General features: G+C 63.4%; 20 protein-coding genes and 1 tRNA gene (1 of these 21 cut by a window edge). 13 read left to right on the top strand and 8 right to left on the bottom strand.

Features of this window, described 5'->3' with window-relative positions:
• Positions 1–35: 35 nt before the first annotated feature.
• Positions 36–920, bottom strand: a complete 885-nt coding sequence (locus BGN91_RS03410; RefSeq protein ID WP_292610550.1) for a DUF4339 domain-containing protein — start codon at positions 918–920, stop codon at positions 36–38.
• Positions 921–1,154: 234 nt separating this feature from the next.
• Between BGN91_RS03410 and BGN91_RS03405 the strand changes: the two genes are divergently transcribed.
• The 4 genes from BGN91_RS03405 (at position 1,155) to BGN91_RS03390 (ending at position 5,103) form a co-directional block, all read left to right on the top strand.
• Positions 1,155–1,493 carry a P-II family nitrogen regulator gene (locus BGN91_RS03405; RefSeq protein WP_292610549.1) on the top strand — a complete coding sequence of 113 codons (339 nt, stop codon included), beginning with the start codon at positions 1,155–1,157 and terminating at the stop codon, positions 1,491–1,493.
• Positions 1,494–1,736: 243 nt separating this feature from the next.
• Positions 1,737–2,996: an ammonium transporter gene (locus BGN91_RS03400; RefSeq protein WP_292610558.1), complete on the top strand. Its 1,260-nt coding sequence runs from the start codon at positions 1,737–1,739 to the stop codon at positions 2,994–2,996.
• A gap of 383 nt (positions 2,997–3,379) precedes the next feature.
• The gene (locus BGN91_RS03395; RefSeq protein WP_292610548.1) at positions 3,380–3,718 is read left to right on the top strand and encodes a P-II family nitrogen regulator; all 339 of its coding nucleotides are present in this window, start codon (positions 3,380–3,382) and stop codon (positions 3,716–3,718) included.
• A gap of 161 nt (positions 3,719–3,879) precedes the next feature.
• Positions 3,880–5,103: an ammonium transporter gene (locus tag BGN91_RS03390; protein ID WP_292610557.1), complete on the top strand. Its 1,224-nt coding sequence runs from the start codon at positions 3,880–3,882 to the stop codon at positions 5,101–5,103.
• Between the two features lie 40 nt (positions 5,104–5,143).
• On the opposite strand, the gene BGN91_RS03385 is transcribed toward BGN91_RS03390, so the two are convergent.
• The 3 genes from BGN91_RS03385 to BGN91_RS03375 form a co-directional block, all read right to left on the bottom strand.
• On the bottom strand, positions 5,144–5,341 hold the full coding sequence (locus BGN91_RS03385) for a Trm112 family protein (RefSeq protein WP_292610547.1): 198 nt from the start codon (positions 5,339–5,341) through the stop codon (positions 5,144–5,146).
• A gap of 69 nt (positions 5,342–5,410) precedes the next feature.
• On the bottom strand, positions 5,411–6,085 hold the full coding sequence (locus BGN91_RS03380; protein WP_292610546.1) for an LON peptidase substrate-binding domain-containing protein: 675 nt from the start codon (positions 6,083–6,085) through the stop codon (positions 5,411–5,413).
• Positions 6,086–6,172: 87 nt separating this feature from the next.
• Entirely contained in the window at positions 6,173–7,105 is a 933-nt protein-coding gene (locus BGN91_RS03375) for a co-chaperone YbbN (RefSeq protein ID WP_292610545.1), read from the bottom strand.
• A gap of 348 nt (positions 7,106–7,453) precedes the next feature.
• On the opposite strand from BGN91_RS03375, the gene BGN91_RS03370 reads away from it, so the two are divergent.
• From BGN91_RS03370 to BGN91_RS03360, 3 genes are all read left to right on the top strand, one after another.
• A tRNA-Gly gene (locus BGN91_RS03370) sits at positions 7,454–7,528 on the top strand.
• A 406-nt stretch (positions 7,529–7,934) separates the two neighbouring features.
• On the top strand, positions 7,935–9,674 hold the full coding sequence (locus BGN91_RS03365) for a PAS domain-containing protein (protein ID WP_292610543.1): 1,740 nt from the start codon (positions 7,935–7,937) through the stop codon (positions 9,672–9,674).
• Between the two features lie 193 nt (positions 9,675–9,867).
• Positions 9,868–12,108, top strand: a complete 2,241-nt coding sequence (locus tag BGN91_RS03360; RefSeq protein WP_292610541.1) for a DUF2235 domain-containing protein — start codon at positions 9,868–9,870, stop codon at positions 12,106–12,108.
• Positions 12,109–12,163: 55 nt separating this feature from the next.
• On the opposite strand, the gene BGN91_RS03355 is transcribed toward BGN91_RS03360, so the two are convergent.
• The gene (locus BGN91_RS03355) at positions 12,164–12,937 is read right to left on the bottom strand and encodes an alpha/beta hydrolase (RefSeq protein WP_292610540.1); all 774 of its coding nucleotides are present in this window, start codon (positions 12,935–12,937) and stop codon (positions 12,164–12,166) included.
• 225 nt (positions 12,938–13,162) lie between these two features.
• Here BGN91_RS03355 and infC point away from each other — a divergent pair, with 225 nt between their 5' ends.
• Entirely contained in the window at positions 13,163–13,702 is a 540-nt protein-coding gene (gene infC, locus BGN91_RS03350) for a translation initiation factor IF-3 (protein ID WP_292610556.1), read from the top strand.
• A 24-nt stretch (positions 13,703–13,726) separates the two neighbouring features.
• On the opposite strand, the gene BGN91_RS03345 is transcribed toward infC, so the two are convergent.
• Positions 13,727–14,116 carry a hypothetical protein gene (locus BGN91_RS03345; protein WP_292610538.1) on the bottom strand — a complete coding sequence of 130 codons (390 nt, stop codon included), beginning with the start codon at positions 14,114–14,116 and terminating at the stop codon, positions 13,727–13,729.
• A 58-nt stretch (positions 14,117–14,174) separates the two neighbouring features.
• On the opposite strand from BGN91_RS03345, the gene rpmI reads away from it, so the two are divergent.
• From rpmI to pheT, 5 genes are all read left to right on the top strand, one after another.
• Positions 14,175–14,375 (top strand): 50S ribosomal protein L35, encoded by a 201-nt coding sequence (rpmI, locus tag BGN91_RS03340; RefSeq protein WP_292610536.1) that lies wholly within the window; start codon positions 14,175–14,177, stop codon positions 14,373–14,375.
• Positions 14,376–14,439: 64 nt separating this feature from the next.
• Positions 14,440–14,799: a 50S ribosomal protein L20 gene (gene rplT / locus BGN91_RS03335; RefSeq protein WP_292610534.1), complete on the top strand. Its 360-nt coding sequence runs from the start codon at positions 14,440–14,442 to the stop codon at positions 14,797–14,799.
• A 188-nt stretch (positions 14,800–14,987) separates the two neighbouring features.
• Positions 14,988–16,070, top strand: a complete 1,083-nt coding sequence (pheS, locus tag BGN91_RS03330; RefSeq protein WP_292610532.1) for a phenylalanine--tRNA ligase subunit alpha — start codon at positions 14,988–14,990, stop codon at positions 16,068–16,070.
• On the top strand, positions 16,070–16,654 hold the full coding sequence (locus BGN91_RS03325; RefSeq protein WP_292610530.1) for a hypothetical protein: 585 nt from the start codon (positions 16,070–16,072) through the stop codon (positions 16,652–16,654). Before pheS ends, BGN91_RS03325 begins: the two co-directional genes overlap by 1 nt.
• Positions 16,651–19,089, top strand: a complete 2,439-nt coding sequence (gene pheT, locus BGN91_RS03320; RefSeq protein ID WP_292610528.1) for a phenylalanine--tRNA ligase subunit beta — start codon at positions 16,651–16,653, stop codon at positions 19,087–19,089. Before BGN91_RS03325 ends, pheT begins: the two co-directional genes overlap by 4 nt.
• A 27-nt stretch (positions 19,090–19,116) precedes the next feature.
• Here the strand turns inward: pheT and BGN91_RS03315 are convergent, their stop codons facing one another.
• Together BGN91_RS03315 and BGN91_RS03310 are read right to left on the bottom strand one after the other, a co-directional pair.
• A complete protein-coding gene (locus tag BGN91_RS03315) occupies positions 19,117–19,785 on the bottom strand; it encodes an adenine nucleotide alpha hydrolase (protein WP_292610527.1) in 669 nt (222 codons plus the stop codon).
• Positions 19,782–20,967, bottom strand: partial view of an FAD-dependent oxidoreductase gene (locus tag BGN91_RS03310; protein WP_292610526.1) — the 3' portion only. 194 nt of this gene lie beyond the right edge of the window; the window shows 1,186 of its 1,380 coding nt (coding positions 195–1,380); its start codon lies beyond the right edge, outside the window — the gene reads right to left on this strand; it ends in the stop codon at positions 19,782–19,784. Before BGN91_RS03310 ends, BGN91_RS03315 begins: the two co-directional genes overlap by 4 nt.

The following is a 20,967-nucleotide window of genomic DNA, read 5'->3' as shown; positions in this document are numbered from 1 at the left end:
GCGGACGCCGGCTTTTGCGACCGCAATACGCGCAGCTAGGTTGCCCGCGACGCCAGCGCGATCTGCGAGACGTACCAGCGCACGTACCAGCCGAGGACCCATGGGATCGGAATGATGAATGCGCAGCCGATCGCAAACACCAGAGTCCGCCACAACATTTCCAGCCCGCTGGCGTTGAAGATGATCGCGCGCCGGGTGCCGGCGACGTTGCGGAACATCCAGCGGGTCCATGCCGTCGTGACCCAGGCCCAGCCGATGATGGTGATGAAAGAGATATTGAGCAGCACGTACCAGCCGACGTAATGCAGCGCCTCGCCCCGGAACGAAAGCCGAAGCGGCTGTCCGTTCGAACTGATGTTCGACACGATCCATTTCACCGTCATCCACGACAACCACGCCTGCACCGGAAGCAGAAGGAGATGGATGTGCGCAATTCCGGTGACGCCGGAATACGTGCACAGCGCGAGCAGCACGAACACCCACCAGATGTCCATCGGTTGCCCGACAAAGCCGAGATCGGGCCGCTGCGGCACCCGCACCTGAGAAATGAACCACCGGTAGAAGCTGGTGGCCGCCCAGGGCGCCGGAACAACCAGCAGAAAGCCGATGATGAGGATCAGGCTGCGCCCGAGCAGCGCCCAGATGCTGAAATCCGCCGCCAGTGAAATGCCGGCATGGTCGCCGCCGTCGGCCAGCGCCTCACCCGGACGCGCCAGCGTCGGCGAAACCGGCGGAGCGGACGAACCGCCAGGCAGCAGGCCGGGAACGTCGCCGGCCCTCTGCCAGGCGGCCATGCCCTCGGTCCAGACCAAGGTGTCGGGCCTCACCGTTCCGTGCGCGATGAAGTCCTGCAACTGGTCGTCGGAATACGGGCCTTGCTGGGTGTTTCCCGAGACAAAATACCACAAGCGGTTCGGCATGAATCTCCCCAAGAGAATACACCGGCCTTTGCGGCCGGAACGATCATTGGTCGGGAAATACGGGAACGGAGTTCACGCGAACCCGGTTAGGTTGCCACGCGCCACACGCAGCGGCTAACCCGCATGTTTTCCGTGCGATCTGCAAGTTTTTTGTGCGGTTTGCATGGAAAGGTGTCAGACTTGGCCGCGCGAATTCGGTTATCACCGTATTGTCCACTGAGCGGATGAGCCATTATGAAACTCGTCGTCGCCATCATCAAACCCTTCAAACTTGAGGAGGTCCGCCAGTCGCTGACCGAGCTCGGCGTGCATGGCATGACCGTGACCGAGGTCAAGGGCTACGGCCGCCAGAAGGGCCATACCGAGATCTATCGCGGCGCCGAGTATGTCGTGAATTTTCTTCCCAAGCTGCGGATCGAGGTCGCGGTGCCGTCGGATATTGCCGACAAAACCGTGGAGGCCATCACCGCGGCCGCGCACACCGGTCAGATCGGCGACGGCAAGATTTTCGTGCTTCCGATCGATCACGCCTTGCGCATCCGCACGGGCGAGACCGACGGCGACGCGCTCTGACGATGTGAGTTCGCTCTCCGGATGCTGTGGATGCTGTGCAGCGCGCCGGTCTTTGCGGCGTACTGTGCCGGAACCGTAACGAAGGTGAGCTTGAGACGATCCCGTCTCGGCGAAGCGATGCTTCGCGTCCGGGATACAAAAGGCTTGTTTGATCGAACCAAGGAAGCGAAGGCCGGGGAAACGACAATGGGGGCAGCTTCACGTTGGCCGGCACGCGCTGCCGTGACGGCCTTTGCAAGCGTAATGTTCGCAGCGGCAGGCGGGCCAGCATTCGCGGCGAGCGAGGCTCCCGTGGTCAGCGCGGCCGATACCACCTGGATGATCGTCGCCACCGCCTTCGTGCTGATGATGACGATCCCGGGGCTGGCGCTGTTCTATTCCGGCATGGTGCGCAAGAAGAACGTGCTGGCGACGATGGCGCAAAGCCTCGCGGCGGTCGCGATGATTTCGATTCTGTGGGTGGCGTTCGGTTACCCGCTGGCGTTCACGGGCGACGGGTTGTGGCTCGGATCGCCCGCCCGCCTGTTTCTCGCCGGCATGAGCATGGACGCGATCAATCCCGCGGCGAAGACCATCCCCGAAGCGCTGTTCATGCTTTACCAGATGACCTTCGCGATCATCACCGTGGCGCTGGTGGCGGGCTCGGTGGCCGACCGGATGCGCTTCTCGGCCTATCTGCTGTTTTCCGTCGGCTGGTTCGTCTTTGTCTACGTTCCGCTCGTGCACTGGGTGTGGGGCGGCGGCTTCCTCGGCGCGGCCGGCGTGCAGGATTTCGCCGGCGGGCTGGTGGTGCATCTCAGCGCCGGCGTCGGCGGGCTGGTCGCCGCGAAAGTTCTGGGCAACCGTCACGGCTACGGGTCGGAGAATCTATCACCTTATGATCTGTCGCTGGCGGTGGTCGGCACCGGACTGCTGTGGGTCGGATGGTTCGGCTTCAACGGCGGCTCGGCGCTGGCCGCGAATTCGCGCGCGGTGATGGCGATCATCGCCACGCATCTCGCCGCCTGCGCCGGCGCGCTGACATGGGGCGCGGTCGAATGGTCGACGCGGCGCAAACCGTCCGTGCTCGGCATGATCTCGGGCGCGGTCGCAGGCCTCGGCACGATCACGCCGGCGTCCGGCTTCGTCACGCCGCTGCAGGGCATCGTCATCGGCATTGTCGCCGGACTGATCTGCTATTGGGCCTGCACTAGCCTCAAGCATCGCTTCCGCTATGACGATGCGCTCGACGTGTTCGGTGTCCACGGCATCGGCGGGTTGACCGGGACCCTGCTGCTCGGGGTGTTTGCGACCTCCTCGATCGGCGGCGTGCCCGGCCTGCTGGAAGGCAATCCGCGCCAGTTGCTGCTCCAGCTTTACGGCGTGGGCGTCACCCTGCTCTGGTCGGGCGCGGTGACCTATGGTCTCCTCAAGCTGGTCGGCGTTTTCGTGTCGCTGCGGGTCTCGCGTGAGAACGAACTGGAAGGTCTCGATATTTCCCAGCACGGCGAAGCGCTGCAATAGCACGACAGCTTTGTGAGTCGCGTTTTTGGGCCCGGTTCTGGTTTCAGGACCGGGCCTTTTCCGAATTGGATGAAACGGCTCAAACCTTTCGGCTCCGCCGGGGGTGCCCGTCTCTTAAGCAAAATATCCGGAAAGCCGGATTCTGCCTTTATTTTATGCAGATGTGGGCAGGCTTTGAGCGGAACGTACCCGCGCCTCTCGCCGCCGACGGGCGGATGATCAGAAAAGCGTTTAATTTACAATATGTTAGGCAAATACGCCGGGTTGGCACGGCATTTGAATTCTATGGATCACGGCTGAAGCCGCCCCGCGACCCCTCCCGCGCGGTGACCTCAGCCGAGACCGCCCGGCATTGTAGCCGGGCCCAGTCGGGAACCGGACCCATGAAAATTGTTATGGCGATCATCAAGCCCTTCAAGCTCGACGAGGTTCGCGATGCCTTGACCGCGATCGGCGTGCACGGCCTGACCGTGACCGAGGTCAAGGGCTACGGCCGCCAGAAGGGCCATACCGAAATCTATCGCGCCGCTGAATACACGGTGAGTTTCCTGCCGAAGATCAAGATCGAGGTCGCGATCAAGTCGGACCTGGTCGACGCGGTCGTCGAAACCATCGCCTCGACCGCGCGGACCGGCAGGATCGGCGACGGCAAGATCTTCGTCATCGATCTCGAGCACGCGCTTCGCATTCGCACCGGCGAGCTGGATGCCGACGCGATCTGATCTCGCACCCCACCGTCCCTCAATGAGGAGAAAAGCACATGAGGTTCGAACGCCCGGCCCGCGCGGGATTGGTCATTGCAGCGATGTTGTGCGCGGCCTGTCTCGCGACCTTTGATATTGCGGTTGCCCAGACCGCCGCGCCGGCCGCCCCTGCCGCGGCCATGCCGTCCAAAATCGATTCGGGCGACACCGCGTGGATGCTGACCGCGACCGCGCTGGTGCTGATGATGACGATCCCCGGCCTCGCTCTGTTTTACGGCGGCATGGTGCGGAAGAAGAACGTGCTCGCCACGGTGATGCAGAGTTTCGCCATCACCTGTCTCGTCACCGTGCTGTGGATGGTGATCGGCTACAGCTTCGCGTTCACCGAAGGCACGAATTTTCTCGGCGGCATCTCGCGCCTGATGCTGGTCGGCATGGGCACCGACTCCGTCGCCGCCGCCGCGCCGACGATTCCGGAATCGGTGTTCATGTGCTTTCAGATGACGTTCGCGATCATCACCCCGGCGCTGATCTGCGGCGCGTTCGCCGATCGCATGAAGTTCTCGGCGATGATGTGGTTCATGGGACTGTGGTCGCTGCTGGTCTATGCGCCGATCGCGCACTGGGTCTGGGGCGGCGGCTTTCTCGGCGGTCTCGGCGTGCTCGATTTCGCAGGCGGCACCGTGGTTCACATCAATGCCGGCGTCGCCGGCCTCGTCTGCGCGCTGGTGCTCGGCAAGCGCAAGGGCTACGGCAGCGAGAACATGGCGCCGCATAACCTGGTGCTGACCGTGATCGGCGCGTCGCTGCTGTGGGTCGGCTGGTTCGGCTTCAACGCCGGGTCGGCGGTGACGGCGGGCGGACAGGCCGGCATGGCGATGGCGGTCACCCAGATCGCGACCGCGGCCGCCGCGCTGGCCTGGATGGCCGTGGAGTGGGGCCTGCGCGGCAAGCCGAGCGTGCTCGGCATCTGCTCCGGCGCAGTCGGCGGTCTGGTCGCCATCACCCCGGCTTCCGGTTTCGTCGATCCGAGCGGCGCGCTGGTGATCGGCGCGGCGGCCGGCGTCGGCTGCTACTGGGGCGCGACGGGTCTCAAGCACATGATGGGCTATGACGACAGCCTCGATGCCTTCGGCGTCCACGGCGTCGGCGGCATCCTCGGCGCGCTGCTCACCGGCGTGTTCGCCCGCACGGCCATCAACAAGGCCGGCGCCGGGCTGATCGACGGCAACGCCCATCAGGTGATCGTCCAGATTTACGGTATCCTCGCCACGGTCGCGTACGACGCCGTCGTCACGCTGATCATCCTGCTCGCCGTCAAGGCGGTGATCGGCCTGCGGGTCACGGGAGACAATGAACGTGAAGGCCTCGACATCACCCAGCACGGCGAAGTGGTGCAATGAAGCGAGACGCGCTTGCGGCGACGCAAGCGGTCGCCGTCACTCAGAGCTTCCGGGCCTCTTCCGGCAGCATGATCGGAATGCCGTCGCGGATCGGGTAGGCGAGTTTGGCCGAACGCGAAATCAACTCCCGCCGCGTCCCGTCGAATTCCAGCGGTCCCTTGGTCACCGGGCAGACCAGAACCTCCAGCAGCTTGGGGTCGACGGTATCTTCGGGGCGGTCGGAGGAGGAGGTCGTCATGCGTATCTCTTCGAAAGATGGTCCATCCATATCTGTTGCGACGGCTCGTTTGGGACGAACGTTCTTGGCCTACTGTAATCCAGGATCGCCGCTGGTGCGCTTCTTTGCGAGATCCATTTCGGTGACGGCGATCAGGATTTCCGCGCGTGTTTTCAGGTCGGCTGCCTCCAGCATCGCCTGCTTCTCCGGCGGCCCGTAGGGCGACATCATCGCCAGCGCGTTGACCAGCGCCTCGTTCGGGGCGTTCTCGATGCCGCTCCAGTCCACCTTCAGGTTGTTGACCTTGAGAAAATCGTTCAGCACCTCGAGCAGTCGCTTGCGGTCGACCTCGTCCTCGCCCTTGCGCGCGGTCAGATCGTCGGTAAAGGCGAAGAAATCCACCTTGCACTGGCGATAGGGCGTCAGCACCGTCAGCTCTTCCACGATCTTGAACCGCGACACCCCGGTGAGTTCGAGGATGTAACGGCCGTCGCCGGATTCGGCGAACTGGGTGATGCGCCCGGCGCAGCCGACCTGGAACAGCTTCGGCTTGTCCTCGCTTGCCGAATGGGCGATGTCGGGCTGGATCATGCCGATCAGGCGATGGCCGTCGCGGAACGCGTCATCGACCATTGCAAGATAACGCATCTCGAAAATATTGAGCGGCATCTGCCCGCGCGGCAGCAACAGCGCGCCGGGCAGCGGAAACACCGGTATCACTTCGGGAAGGTCACCGGGACCGCGATAGTCGAGATTGATAGGCATGGGCGGGTCCGATGGTATCGAGCGGGGCTTTCCGGCCTCATATCTGCGCGTATTGCTGCCGCAAAGGAAGCGGAAACGCCAGGAGCACTAGGAAAAGAGGATCGTCGACAGTCGTTTGCGTCCCTCGACGGTGGCTTCATCGGTACCGCCCCACGCCTCGAAGAACTGCACGAGCAGCTTGCGGGCCGCGTCATCGTTCCATTTGCGGTCGCGTTTGACAATTTCGAGCAGGTGACCGGTGGCTTCGCTCCGCTTGCCGCTGGCGTTCAGCGCCGTCGCCAGATCGAACCGCGCCTGATGGTCGAGCGGATGAGCCGCGACCTTTCCTTCAAGCTCGGCGACGGGCCCAAGCGAATTCGCCTGCTCGGCGAGATCGATCATGGCCTGCACCGCCTTCACGGCGGCGTCGCCGCGCTTGGATTCCGGCACCAGTTCGAGCGTCTGCTTGGCCTTGTCGAGTGCGCCGGTGGTTGCGTAGCAGCGCGCCAGCCCCGCGATCGCCGGAAGATTGGCGGCATCGAAACCGAGGACCTCGGCATAGATCGAAGCGGCGGTGGCCGGATCGTCGGCGGCGAGCGCGGCTTCCGCCTCCTGCAGGATTTCCTCGATATTCGGCGCGCCGGGCGCCGCCACGCCCTGCGTCAGCTTGTCGATGAAGGCGCTGATCTGGGCCTCGGGCGCCGCGCCCATGAAGAAGTCGACCGGCCGTCCGCCGACAAAAGCAAAAACCGCCGGGATCGACTGGCTGCCGGTCTGTGCCGCAAGCTGCTGAAAGATGGCCGGATGCTGGTCGATGTTCATCTTCACCAGCTTGATCTTGCCGCCGGCGGCGAGCACGGCCTTTTCCAGGCTTGGGGTGAGTTGGCGACACGGTCCGCACCAGGGAGCCCAGAAATCGACCAGCACCGGCTGGCGCATCGATTCCTCGACGACGTCCTTCATGAAGGTCTGGGTCGTCGTCTCCCTGATCAGATCCGATGCCTGCGGTGGCGGCGCGCTGCCCTGCTCGACTATAGTCACATGATCCTCGCCTGATCTTCCGGAATGGGCCGATTCTACAACCGCCCAAGCGCTTAATTGGTCCCTGCGCGGAAATTTTGCAATCGGTGGAACAAGGTCGTCGGGGCAACCGGTGCCGGTCCCCGGAGAATATAGCAGGATTTCCGCCCTTGTTTCTCGGTTTCCGTCGCAATAACGACCGCCAAAGTGGGGGCGGGAGTCAGGATTTCCGATGTTTGCGACCGCTATCCCGGCAAAGGAGCGGACTTGATGCAACGGCCAGCGATATCTGGCTGTTGCATTCGCAGGCCGCATTTGGCATAGCTCTGCGCTCCGGGTAGCTCGAAAGTCGGCTGCCTGTTATCGGATGCGGGTGTAGCTCAGGGGTAGAGCACGACCTTGCCAAGGTCGGGGTCGAGGGTTCGAATCCCTTCGCCCGCTCCAGATTTCCAGCACGCCGATCCCGGATTTGCGAGATGCCCGCGGGCTACGCGCAAACACCTGACCCGTATCGAACGGCCTGGATCGAACTTTCCGCGGTTCAAATCGGTCCGCTTCGAATCAGAAGCGGGGCCTGCGATCTGACGGGCCGATCTGGATGTGACGCGCTGTCGCACCGGCCTGGCCGCGGCCGGTTCTATTTGGCGGAAACTGATGCAATTTCCGCGACCTTCGTGCTCGATGCGTGCCGGAAAGGGCCGCTGCCAGCTGGAGCCCGAGGTCCGCTTATAGGAAATCTACGAACCTCATTAACCTCGCTTTAACCGCCCCCCTTCATGATCGGTAAACCAAGCTTACGCCCGCGAGTCGTGAGCTCCGTGTTCTTGGATCTAACTCCTGGGGAGGATCAATGTTTTTCTTCAAAAAATGGTCGATCGCAAAAGAAAATGCCGCGAAAGCTGCAGCGATCAGCAAAACTCAGGCCGTCACCGAACTTGGTCTTGATGGAACGATCATCACCGCCAATGAGAACTTTCTCAACATCCTCGGCTACTCGCTCGCCGAGATTCGGGGCAAGCACCACAGCATGTTCGTGGACGCCGACGAGCGCACCGGCGCCGCGTACCGCGAATTCTGGGCCAGGCTGAATCAGGGCGAGTCGCAAACGGCCGACTACAAGCGTATCGACAAGTACGGAGAGGAGGTCTGGGTTCGGGCTTCCTATATTCCGGTGCTGAATTCGAGGGGAAAACCGACAAAGGTTATTGAGCTCGCGGCCGATATCACCGCCCAAAAGATCGAGGCCCTCGACCATGCGGGTCAGGTTGCCGCCGTCGAACGCTCGCAGGCGGTGGTCGAATTCAAACTGGACGGCACGATCGTCACAGCGAACAAGAACTTCCTCAGCGCGTTGGGTTATGCGCTCGGCGAAGTGCAGGGCAAGCATGACGGCCTGTTCGTGGAGCCGTTGGAGCGGGCTGGCGCCGCATACCGCGACTTCTGGGCCAAGCTCAATCGCGGCGAGCCCCAGTCGGCCGAATTGAAGCGCATCGGCAAGAGCGGGCAGGAAGTCTGGTTTCAGGCGACCTTCAACCCGATCGCCGACGAGAGCGGCAAGCCCTTCAAGGTCGTCACGTTCGCGACCGACGTCACCAGGCAGAAATTGCGGATGGCCGACCTTGAGGGCCAGATCGCAGCCATCGGAAAAGCGCAGGCGGTTGTCGAATTCGGCATGGACGGCACGGTCATGACCGCCAACGACAATTACCTGAAAACGCTTGGCTATGCCTTCGCACGGGAAGTCCAGGGCAAGCACCACAGCATGTTCGTGGAAGCCGGCGAACGCTCCAGCGCCGCCTATCGCGACTTCTGGGCCAAGCTCAATCGCGGCGAGTCGCAGACGGCCGAATACAAGCGGATCGGCAAGGACGGCAAGGTGGTCTGGATGCAGGCATCCTACAACCCGGTGCTGAATTCGAAGGGAAAACCGACCAAGGTCATCGAGCTCGCAACCGACATCACAGCGCAAAAGATCGAGGCGCTGGAAAATGCGGGCCGGATTGCCGCGCTCGACCGCTCTCAGGCGGTGGCCGCATTCAACCTGGACGGCACGATCATCAGCGCCAACGAAAACTTCCTTAAGACGATGGGCTACGCGCTCGGCGAAGTGAAGGGCAAGCATGACGGCATGTTCGCTGCACCGTCGGAGCGGCAAGGCGGCGCGTATCGCGAATTCTGGGCCAAGCTCAATCGCGGCGAGGCGCAGTCGATCGAGTACAAGCGTATCGGCAAGAACGGCAAGGAGATCTGGATCCAGGCCCTGTACAACCCGATCCTCGATCTCGCGGGCAAGCCGTTCAAGGTCGTCACCTACGCAAGGGAAATGAGCGCTTCCATCCGTGAGTTCTACGAAACCATGGTCCAGTCGGGCGCAGAAGAAGTCGGGCAGGATTTCGCAGTCGTCGCGGACGAAGCTCACGATACCGTCGCTTCGGAGGCTGCGCCGCTGAGCATGCAGCGGCTCGAAGAGACACGACGCAAGAATGCGAACGGCGGTCGCTCTACGTTCTCCCAATTGCTGGATAACATCCGGGAAGGGTTCAGCAACGCGATGATGTCCTCGACGAGAGCCGTCACCAACTTCCTGTGACGGCCGGTCGATCCGGCAACGAAAAATAGAACTGGCGACGGTGTCGAACCGTCGCCAGTTTTTTTGTTTCAACAGGCAAGCCCGAATTTCGCCGCAAATCGAATGCGCTGATCAAAACGACGCCCGTCATGGGCGTTTTACGTTTTGAATAAAAAGCGAATCAACGTCGCGCGACGTTGTCTTCGGGGGTGGCATGGGCCGAAAAATCGTTCTGCTGTCCGACGGCACCGGAAACTCGGCGGCAAAGGTCTGGCGCACCAATGTCTGGCGCACGTTCGAAGCGCTCGATCTGTCGGGGTCGGATCAGGTGGCGTTCTACGACGACGGGGTCGGCACTTCGTCGTTCAAGCCGCTCGCCATCCTCGGCGGCGCGTTCGGCTTCGGATTGAAGCGCAACGTCATCGACCTGTACAAGTTCGCCTGCCGCAACTGGCGCGATGACAGCGACGAGCTGTTCGGCTTCGGCTTCAGTCGCGGCGCCTTCACGATCCGCGTGGTGATGGGGCTGATCCTCAATCAGGGCCTTGTCGACGCCGACAGCGAGGCCGAACTGACGCGAAAGGCCAAGGCCGCGTATCGTCAATATCGCCGCGAGCGTTTCCATACGTTTCTGCGCATCGAGGATGCCTTTCGGTTCATCCGCGATCTTTTTCTGCCCAAGGATTACGACAAGCGCGACAACCGCCAGGTGGATCAAATCCGCTTCATCGGCGTGTGGGACACCGTCGCCGCCTACGGACTGCCGCTCGACGAGATGACGCGCGGCGTCAGCAGATGGATCTGGCCGCTGGAGTTGCCCAACCACACGCTCGACTGCTCGCGCGTCAAGCGCGCCTGCCAGGCGCTGTCGCTCGACGAGCCGCGCACCACGTTCCATCCGGAACTGTGGGACGAGCGCGGCGCGACGAGGTTGACGCCGCGCGACGACGGCAAGCGCTATATCGCCGACGAGCAGATCAGCCAGGTGTGGTTCGCTGGCGTTCATTCCAATGTCGGCGGCGGCTATCCCGACGATGCGCTGGCCTATATCCCGCTGGTCTGGATGATGACGGAGGCACAACGCTGCGGCTTGCGGTTCAAATCCGATCAGCGTCAGCCGACCGCCGATCCCGATCCGTTCAAGAATGCGATCTCGATGTGCGACAAGGACGGCCGGCTCTACGATCCGCGCAAGGGACTCGGCAGTTACTATCGCTACGGGCCGCGCAAGCTGGCCGAGCTCTGCGACTATCGCTTTTCCAGGAAAGACGAGGTCGTCATCGAACGCCCGAAGGTGCATGCCAGCGCGTTCAAGCGCATCGCCAGCCGTTCGCAAAGCTATGCGCCGGTCGGGCTGCCGAAGACCTATGACGTCGTGACCGAGGACGGCCTTGTGCTGACGCCGGATCAATACGGCTTCGAAAGCAGCGCCGGCGCGCTCGCGCGTACCGAAACGCAGGAGCATGTCTGGAACGAGGTCTGGAAGCGTCGGCTGGTCTATTTCGCGACCGTCGGCGCCACGGCTTGGCTGTTGCTCTATCCGCTGGCGCGCTCGCTGCCGCCTTCGGACGAATACACCAGCAGGTTTCGCTGGATGTCGGACATCATCCGCGTCGTCGGTGGGTTCCTTCCCGGCTTCGCGCAGACCTGGATCAACGGCTATGCGCGCAGCCCGGTGCAATTCGCTGTCTTGCTTGGGCTTGCTAGTTTGCTGGCGCTGTGGGGAGTCGTTCTCTCGACCCGGATCACCGACCGCATGAATGCGATCTGGCAGAAGACGCCGACGGCGCCGACAGGCTTGCCGACCAACTGGATCTACCTTCTGCGCGCCAGCCGGCCCTATGTCTGGTTTCACCGGCAGTTGAAGCGCCGCTGGGCGCCGGCGTTCTTCGCTGTATCGTTCATCTATCTCGGCGTCACCTTCGCCAGCCATCTCGCCTACAATGCGCAGGACATCTACGGTTTGGCCTGCGATGAAAGTCCGGCGGCGCAGGGACTCGCGCGCGGCAAGCAGGCGACGTTCGATTTCAAAACCTCGCAGTTCTGCGCCGGCACCGGCATCGCGGTGGACGGTTTCGGCGCTCGCTACCTGATTCAGGTCGAGACCACCGAGCCGTTCCGCGACGGCGGCATCCCTTCGCCGCTCGGCGGATTCTACACGACCGATCCGCCGAGCTGGTGGCAACGCGCGGCGCTGATGCTTGGCGTGCCGCTGCGCCGCGAACTGACGCGGCCGTGGTTCCGCCTGGTGTTGCGCTACGGCGCGACCGGCGGCGAGGAAGTCTTCCTCGATCCCGATCCCGAGGACGGCAAGATCGAGACGGTGATCCGGCCGACGCGGAGCGGCGAGCTTTTCATCTTCGTCAACGATGCGGTGCTGGGCGTTCCCAAACTGTACGACGTGTTCTACCGCAACAACGAAGGCTCCGCCAAACTCGTCGTGACGCGCAAGTGAATGATCGGCCGGATCTCGGATCGCCGCTGCCGCGGCGTCCAGAGTTAGGACCGCTCTAAAACTCCGCCACCGCCGCCAGAATGCGCGCGATATCCTGCGGGCGCGACAGCCGATGATCGCCGTCCCGGATCATGGTCAGCACCACGTCGTCGCTCGGCAGCCGTTCGGTCAGCGCGAAGGCATGCCGCCATGGGACGTCGGCGTCCTGCGCGCCTTGCAGGATGCGCACCGGGCAGCCGGTCGAAATGGAGCTGCCGAGCAGCAGATGGTTGCGGCCATCCTCGATCAGCTTGCGCGTGATCGGGTAGGGATCGCCGTAATCCGACGGCTTCAGCCAGGCGCCCTCGGTCTCGATGGCGTGCCTGACCTCCGGTGGGAAGGCTTTCCACATCAGTTCCTCGGTGAAGTCTGGCGCCGGCGCGATCAGCACGAGGCCCGCCAGCGTGGCGCGAGACGATGCCCGCCGCGAGATCGCACGCGCCAGTAACAGCGCGATCCAGCCGCCCATCGATGAGCCGACCACGATTTGCGGGCCTTCACAGAAGGCATCGAACACCGCAAGGCTCTCCTCCAGCCAGCGACCGATGGTGCCGTCGGTGAATTCACCGCCGCTGATCCCGTGGCCGGAGTAATCGAACCGCACGCAGGCTCGGCCGCGTTCGGCCGCCCACGCGTCGAGCGCGAGCGCCTTGGTGCCCGCCATGTCGGACTTGAAGCCGCCGAGCCAGAACAGGCCCGGAGAATCGCCGTCCCGCGCGCGCACGGCGATGGGCCGCTTCGCCTCGCCCCCACCGACCTCGATGAACTGTGCCGCCGCCCCGTTGGTCATGGTGTCCGTCCCGTTTGCTGTCGTCGTGGTTTCTGGTTTGCCGACGAATGCCGGCCCTGGCGGGGAACGAGTGGCGGTTGCCGGGGTTTTGCCCCCGGAGATCGATCGCCGTGACCAAAATACCTCGCATTCGACCGTTTTGCCCGCGCGCCGATCCCGCCGCTTGCCCGCAGCCGCTTATTCCTTCAAAATAGGCGCTTCTTTCACAACATTGGAGAACCACCCATTCGCCGTCCCAGTAGAGCGCCAATGCCCGTCGCGAAAGACGGACCGCGCACCAACGATGAAATCCGCAATGCCCAGATTCAACTGATCGACCAGGACGGCACCAACAAAGGTACCGTGGAAACGATCGCCGCGATCAAGATGGCCATGGAAGCCGGCATGGACCTCGTGGAAATCGCGCCGAACAGCAGCCCTCCCGTCTGCAAGATCATGGACTACGGGAAATACAAGTTTCAGGCCCAGAAGAAAGCCGCCGAAGCGCGCAAGAAACAGAAGATCGTCGAGATCAAGGAGATCAAGCTCCGTCCGATGATCGACGATCACGACTACGACGTGAAAATGAAGGCGATGCAGCGGTTCTTCGAGGAGGGCGACAAGGTCAAGATCACGCTTCGCTACCGGGGCCGCGAAATGGCCCACCAGGAGATCGGCACCAAGCTGCTCGACAAGGTGAAGGCCGACGTCGCGGCCTTCGCCAAGGTCGAGCAGGACGCCAAGTTCGAGGGCCGCCAGGTCGTCATGGTGCTGGCCCCGCGCTGAGCGGGAGGTCTCGAATATCGCACGTCATTGCCGGACTTGATCCGGCAATCCATCCTTCAAGATGATGTCCGGGCCATCTGCGCGAAGACGCGCTTCGCGCTTTAGCCCGGGCATGACGAGTTTTTTTTTGCGGAAACGGTTTGCGAGATCGCTCGGCGCCCGGGACCACGCCTTCGCGGTCCTTTCCCGTTGCCAATCCGACCGTCCTCTGCCATAAGCCTTTTCTTCGTCGCCCGGCTGATTCAAGGGCTGCCGTGGCGACGACCGTGCCGGATTTTCTCGGGATTTTCTTTCGGAAATACGGGAATAGCCGAGTACTTTCAACGCTCTAAAAGCATGATCCCGACCCGAAGGGCCGCGCCCGCGCAAAGCGGAAACCGGTTTTCGGATAAGATCATGCTCAATAGCGAGCAATTTCAGCCACCTGGCCGCCCTATCCGGGCGGATTTCGTCGTGGCGACAGGAGAGCCAAATGCCCAAGCTGAAGACCAAATCGGGCGCGAAAAAGCGCTTCAAGATCACGGCTACCGGGAAGGTCAAGCACGCCCAGCGCGGCAAGCGCCACGGCATGATCAAGCGGACCAAGAAGCAGATTCGTCAGCTTCGCGGTACTCGCGTGCTGTTCAAGGCCGACGGCGACAACATCAAGAAATACTTCTTGCCCAACGCCTGACCTCCGTTCGCCGCGGCTACGCGGCATCCCGCATCAACCCGTTGATTTTGAGAGGAGTTCAGTCATGGCTCGCGTCAAGCGCGGTGTGACGGCTCATGCCAAGCACAAGAAAGTCTACAAGGTCACCAAGGGCTTTTCCGGCCGCCGGAAGAACACCATTCGCGCCGCCAAGGCGGCCGCCGACAAGGCCGGCCAGTACGCCTTCCGCGACCGCAAGCGCAAGAAACGCACCTTCCGCGCGCTCTGGATTCAGCGCCTCAACGCCGCCGTGCGGCCGTTCGGCATGACCTACAGCCGCTTTATCGACGGGCTGTCGAAGTCGGGCATCACCGTTGACCGCAAGGTGCTGTCGGACCTCGCTATTCACGAGCCGGCGGCGTTCCAGGCGATTGCCGAGAAGGCCAAGGCCGCGCTGGCGGCCTGATATCGCTGGCCCTGGCGGTTTTCCTAACCTCTCCCCGCCGGGGAGAGGTCGGCGCGTAGCGCCGGGTGAGGGGGTTCTTTCGAGCGCGAGGCCTAAGCCCCTCACCCCAGCCCTCTCCCCACGGGAGAGGGAGCGCGTCTCCGTCGTGGCAACACTTTGTGCTCAATCGGAACGTCGCAGGCTCGCTCATGTCCAATCTCGAAAATCTGCAATCCCAAATCCTCACCGACATCGCAGCCGCCACCGACGAGGCCGCGCTGGAGGCGGTGCGCGTCGCTTCGCTCGGCAAGAAGGGCTCGATCTCCGCGCTGCTCGCGACCCTCGGCAAGATGTCGCCCGACGAGCGCAAGACCGAGGGCGCGAAGATCAACCTCGCCAAGGACGCGGTGACCCAGGCGCTGGCCGCGCGCCGCGAGGTGCTGAAGACTGCGGCGCTCGATGCCCGCCTCGCCTCGGAAACCATCGACGTCACGCTGCCCTTGCGCGAAACGCCAGCGGAGGCCGGCCGCATCCATCCGCTGAGCCAGGTGTGGGACGAGGTCACCACCATCTTCGCCGACATGGGCTTTGCGGTCGCCGAAGGACCCGATATCGAAACCGACGACTACAACTTCACGCGGCTGAATTTTCCCGAGGGCCATCCGGCGCGGGAGATGCACGACACGTTCTATTTCAATCCGAAGGAAGACGGCTCGCGGCTTTTGTTGAGAACGCACACCTCTCCGGTGCAGGTGCGCACCATGCTCAGCCAGAAGCCGCCGATCCGCGTCATCTGTCCCGGCCGCACCTATCGCAGCGACAGTGACCAGACCCACACGCCGATGTTCCACCAGGTCGAGGGGCTGGTGATCGACAAGTCGTCGCATCTCGGTCACCTCAAATGGATCCTGCACGAATTCTGCAAGGCGTTCTTCGAGGTCGACAACGTCAACATGCGCTTCCGCCCGTCGTTCTTCCCGTTCACCGAGCCGTCGCTGGAAGTCGATATCCAGTGCCGCCGCGACAAGCACGAGATCCGCTTCGGCGAGGGCGAGGACTGGCTGGAGATTCTCGGCTGCGGAATGGTGCATCCGAACGTCTTGAGGCTGTGCGGCATCGACCCCGAGGTCTATCAGGGCTTCGCCTGGGGCATGGGGATCGACCGCATCGCCATGCTGAAATACGGCATCGCCGATCTGCGGCAGTTGTTCGAAGGCGACGTGCGCTGGCTCAATCATTACGGCTTCAGACCGCTCGAGATCCCGACGCTGGCGGGCGGGCTCTCAGTCTAATGACAAAACAGTTGCACCCGTGGACACCAGAAAAGCTGGCTGCCAAAAACAAGAAAGAAGTCGAAGTTATTCGCGAGAACGCCGTAAAAAAGGGCGTGTCTGACTTGGTTGAAATGTGCGACCTCGACCTAGAAAAAAGGAAACCGCCGGCAAAGCCACGCGGGATAACATCCACTTCGGCTCACTCAAGTGATGAATTTGTCGAGGGATATCATTTTGTTTGCAAAAGTGCGCGTGGCGTCACGGAAGATACTGCAGGAAAATTTCGAACGGGTTCTTGGGTAGTTGCGGAAAGCAATGTTCAAAAAAGTTTGACGTACGGCGCCTACGTAGCTTTGCATGAATCAAGGCAGGACACGTCGTATCGACAGGGTAAGCTGCTCGGTTATCGTCGAACTATCCGAGATATGCTTGCTGACGAAAACGGCGGTGAAACAAAAATCGAAGAAGGCATTGAACTTTTAGTCGAAGAGACGACGCAACCCTATTCGTGGGTCGGCGAGGCCACGGGCGAGAAAGGCTATAAGTGGTCTAAAGTTTCGTCGACGGTGCTGATTGAACATGAGGGCGAAAAGAAGCCATGAAATTCACCCTCTCCTGGCTGAAAGACCATCTCGACACCGACGAGCCGCTGGACAACCTCGCCGACAAGCTGACCATGATCGGGCTCGAGGTCGAGCACGTCGCGGACAAGTCGAAGGCGCTGGCGCCCTACACCGTCGCGCGCGTGGTCTCCGCCGCGCAGCACCCGAACGCGGATCGTCTCAGGGTGTGCATGGTCGATACCGGCGAGACCAACGACAAGGGCGAGCCCGCTTATATCCAGGTGGTGTGCGGCGCGCCGAACGCGCGCGAGGGCCTTGTCAGCGTGTTCGCGCCGCCGGGCACCTACATTCCCGGCAAGGACATCACGCTCGGGGTCGGCACCATTCGCGGCGTCGAGAGCCGTGGCATGCTGTGCTCGGCGGCCGAGCTTGAAATCTCCGACGACCACGACGGCATCATCGAACTGCCGGCTGATGCGCCGGTCGGCACCGGTTATGCGGAATGGGCCGGCCTCGGCGATCCCGTGATCGAGATCAACCTGACGCCGAACCGGCAGGACTGCACCGGCGTGCATGGCATCGCGCGCGACCTGTCCGCCGCCGACATGGGCAGTCTCAAAAATCCGACCATCAAGCCGGTCAAGGGCGAATTTCCCTGCCCGGTGAAGGTTATTGTTGAGGATGCCGCGCTGTGCCCCGGCTTCGCGCTGCGGCTGGTTCGCGGGGTGAGGAACGGCCCCTCGCCGGAGTGGCTGCAAAAGCGTCTGACCTCGATCGGTCTGCGTCCGATCAACACGCTGGTCGATATCACCAACTTCATGACCTACGATCGCGGCCGGCCGCTGCATGTGTTCGACGCGAATAAAGTGCACGGCAATCTTGCGGTGCGCCGCGCTCGCGCGGGTGAAACGCTCCTGGCGCTCGACGGCCGCACCTACACGCTCGACCCAAGCGTCTGCGTCATTGCCGACGACAAGGGCGTCGAATCGCTCGCCGGCATCATGGGCGGCGAGGAATCCGGCTGCGACGAGGGCACGACAGACGTGCTGATCGAATCGGCTCTGTGGAGCGAGATCAACATCGCGCAGACCGGCCGCAAGCTCGGCATCAATTCCGACGCGCGCTATCGTTTCGAGCGCGGCGTCGATCCCGCCTTCATGGTGCCGGGGCTCGAGATGGCGACCCGGCTGGTGATGGAATCGTGCGGCGGCACGCCCTCGGAGATTATCGTCGCCGGCCAGGCGTTGCCTGACGACCGGGTGATCGATTTTCCGTTGACTGAAACAAGGCGTCTCGCGGCGATTGAGGTGCCGTTGCCCGAGATGCGCCGCATTCTCGGCCGTCTCGGCTTCATGGTGGCCGGCAACGGTCCGGTGGTGAAGGTCGCGATTCCGACCTGGCGCACCGACGTTCACGGCAAGGCCGACATCGTCGAGGAGATCGTGCGCATCGTCGGCGTCGACAAGGTTCCGATGACGCCGTTCGATCGGGGCGACGCGGCACGCAAGCCCGTCCTGACGCCGATCCAGTCGCGCACGCGAAAGGCCCGGCGTGCACTGGCGGCGCGCGGCATGGTCGAAGCCGTCAACTGGTCGTTCATCGCGAAATCGCAGGCCGAACTGTTCGGCGGCGGCAGCAAGGAACTGGCGCTCGCCAATCCGATCGCGTCCGATCTCTCCGACATGCGGCCCAGCCTGCTGCCGGGCCTCGTCGCCATCGCGCAGGCCAACGCCGACCGCGGCTTCCCGGATGTGGCGCTGTTCGAGGTCGGGCAGATCTTCCGCGGCGACCGTCCGCAGGATCAGTTCACCGCCGCCGCCGGCGTCCGCCGCGGCATTGCGTCGTCCGCAGGGATCGGGCGGCACTGGTCGGGCTCGGCCGCGGCGGATGCGCTTGACGCCAAGGCCGATGCGTTCGCGGCGCTCGCCGCCGTCGGCGCGCCGATGCAGGCTTTGCAGATCGCAGGCAACGGCGAGTCGAAAAACTTTCCGGCATGGCTGCATCCCGGACGTTCGGCCGCGATCCAGATCGGGCCGCAGAATGTGCTCGGCTATTTCGGCGAGTTGCATCCGCGCGTGCTCGAAGCATTGAAGGCCGACGGCCCGGTGATGGCGTTCGAGGTGATCCTCGAGCGCGTTCCGGAAGGCAAGCAGAAGGCGACGCGCGCCAAGCCCGTGCTGGATCTGCCGGCGTTCCAGCCGGTGTCGCGCGACTTCGCCTTCATCGTCGATCGCGGCGTGAAAGCCGCCGACATCGTGCGCGCGGCGCAAGGCGTGGACAAGAAACTGATCGACGGCGTCACCGTGTTCGATATCTACGAAGGCAAGGGCATCGAGGCGAACAAGAAGTCGATCGCCATCGCGGTGACGCTGCAGCCGCGAGACAAGACGTTGACCGATCAGGAGATCGACGCGGTGACCGCGAAGATCGTCGCCGAAGTCACGAAGAAAACCGGCGGGAGCTTGCGGGGCTAAATCTATGGCGACGGAAATGCCTCGCGGCTACGCCGGCAACAGATCGCAATAGGCGAACCCGTCGCGCTCGACGACATCGCCGGAGACGACCTCGATTCGCTGCGCAAATACAGGTGCCGCGACGACGCAGGTGTGGAATTCGCCGTTCTCTCCGCACGGGTCGATTCCGGCCGGAAGGTCCGCCAGCAACGCCTGATCGAAGCTGCGGCCGGCAAACGAGGGTTCGAGCTTCGTCCGGTCGACCGTGACGAGACGCGCCTCGAACCCGCTTGCGATCATCTCGCGCGCAAGCGCCGCGGTCGGCCGGCCCCACAGCGGAAAGACCGGCGTCAAGCCGGTGCCGGCGAGCTTCTGCTCGCGATAGGCGCGGATGTCCGCGAGAAACAGATCGCCGAAGATGACCTGCGTGATGCCGGCACGCTTTGCGTCCGCCATCGCCGCCGCCATCCGCTCTTCATAGACATCGTTCGGGCAGGGATGGGGGATCGGCACCATGTTCGCCGGCAGTCCTGCGGCTGCCAGTTGAGCGTGCAGAACGTCCTCGCGCACGCCGTGGATCGAAACGCGAGCGAAGGTTTCATTGATCGTGGTCAGCGCGCCGACGACGTCGAATGCCCCCGCGCGGCGGATTTCATGCAGCGCAAAGGCGCTGTCCTTGCCCGACGACCACGAGATCAGCGCTTTCGGTCGCGTCATCTGGGCAGCGGAAAGCCGAAGGCGTCCTGCGGATGCCGCGACGGCGACCGCCTGTGATGCCGCGACGGTTTGCGCGTTGCCGCCGATGGCTGTTCAGGTTCTTTGAGCCCACCTATCTTGCGCAGCGCGGCATCGGCTGCGCGCTCGCCGCTCTCCCATGCGCCGTCGACGCTGCCCCACAGCGTCTCGTGCGTGGCCTCGCCGGCGAAGAACAGGTTGCCGAGCGGCTCGACCAGGATTTTGCGCGACGGCTGCCCGCCGACCTCCGCCGCCGACATGGCGCCGAGCACATGGGCCGCTGCGTTCCAGCGGGTCGCCGCGGACTGTTGCACGCCCGCCGCCGCGTCGCTGCCGAACAGTTTCGTCAGCCATTCCTTGGCGAAGGCGACCATCGCAGCCTCGCCTTGCGCGGAGAGATCGCGGCCGAAGCTGCCAGCGATATCGATCGTGCACAGCGACGATCCGGCCGCGCCCGCCGTGAGAAGCGCGGTCCTTCCGTCGCTGCTCTGCTCGATCATGGTCTCGCCGGGGCCGAGCCCGAACGGATTGTCGGGCAACCATAGCGCGATGCGATCGTAGCTGCCGAGCGACAGCCGTGCGGCGGCATCGAGCTGACGCTTCGGCAGTTCGGGCGTGAAGCGGATGTTGTCCGAGGTCAGCACGTTGGTCGACACCGTGACAATGATGGCGCGCGCCGCGATGCGCCCTGCGCTGGTCTCGACTCCGATGTCGCGGCCGGCCCATGTCACACGGCTCGCCGGCGTCGACAGGCTGATCGGCAGGCCCTGAGCGAGCGCGGTGAGCAGCCTGCCGAGGCCTTGTTTGCAGCCGATCGCGGCGTGGCGCTGGGGGGCGCGTGCGCGAGCCATCGCCGAGAGATCTTTCAGGTCCTTTCCGGTTGCGCCGGCGCCGAGCACGAAGTCGATCGTCTCGGCCCAGACATCGAGATCGTGGGGCATGGCTGCGGCGCAGGAAAGGTCGGTCCTGCCTCGCGCGGCATCTGCGATGGCGCGCCGTGCGCGCACCAGCGTTGCAAGGAACTGCTCGGTTTCGCCGGCGCGCGCGTTGCGCCGCCCGATGCGGATCCTCTGGCCGGGCGAGGCGGGGACCATTGCGGTTCCTGCACCTCGCGCCAGCCTGGCTACCGGGTTGGTGTCGGGCTCAAAGAGCCAGCGTGCGCCG

The sequence above is a fragment of the Nitrobacter sp. 62-13 genome (genome assembly GCF_001896955.1).
Taxonomy (GTDB): Bacteria; Pseudomonadota; Alphaproteobacteria; order Rhizobiales; family Xanthobacteraceae; genus Nitrobacter.
Note: the sequence above shows the minus strand (reverse complement) of the source record. Positions and strands in the feature narration are given on the sequence as shown.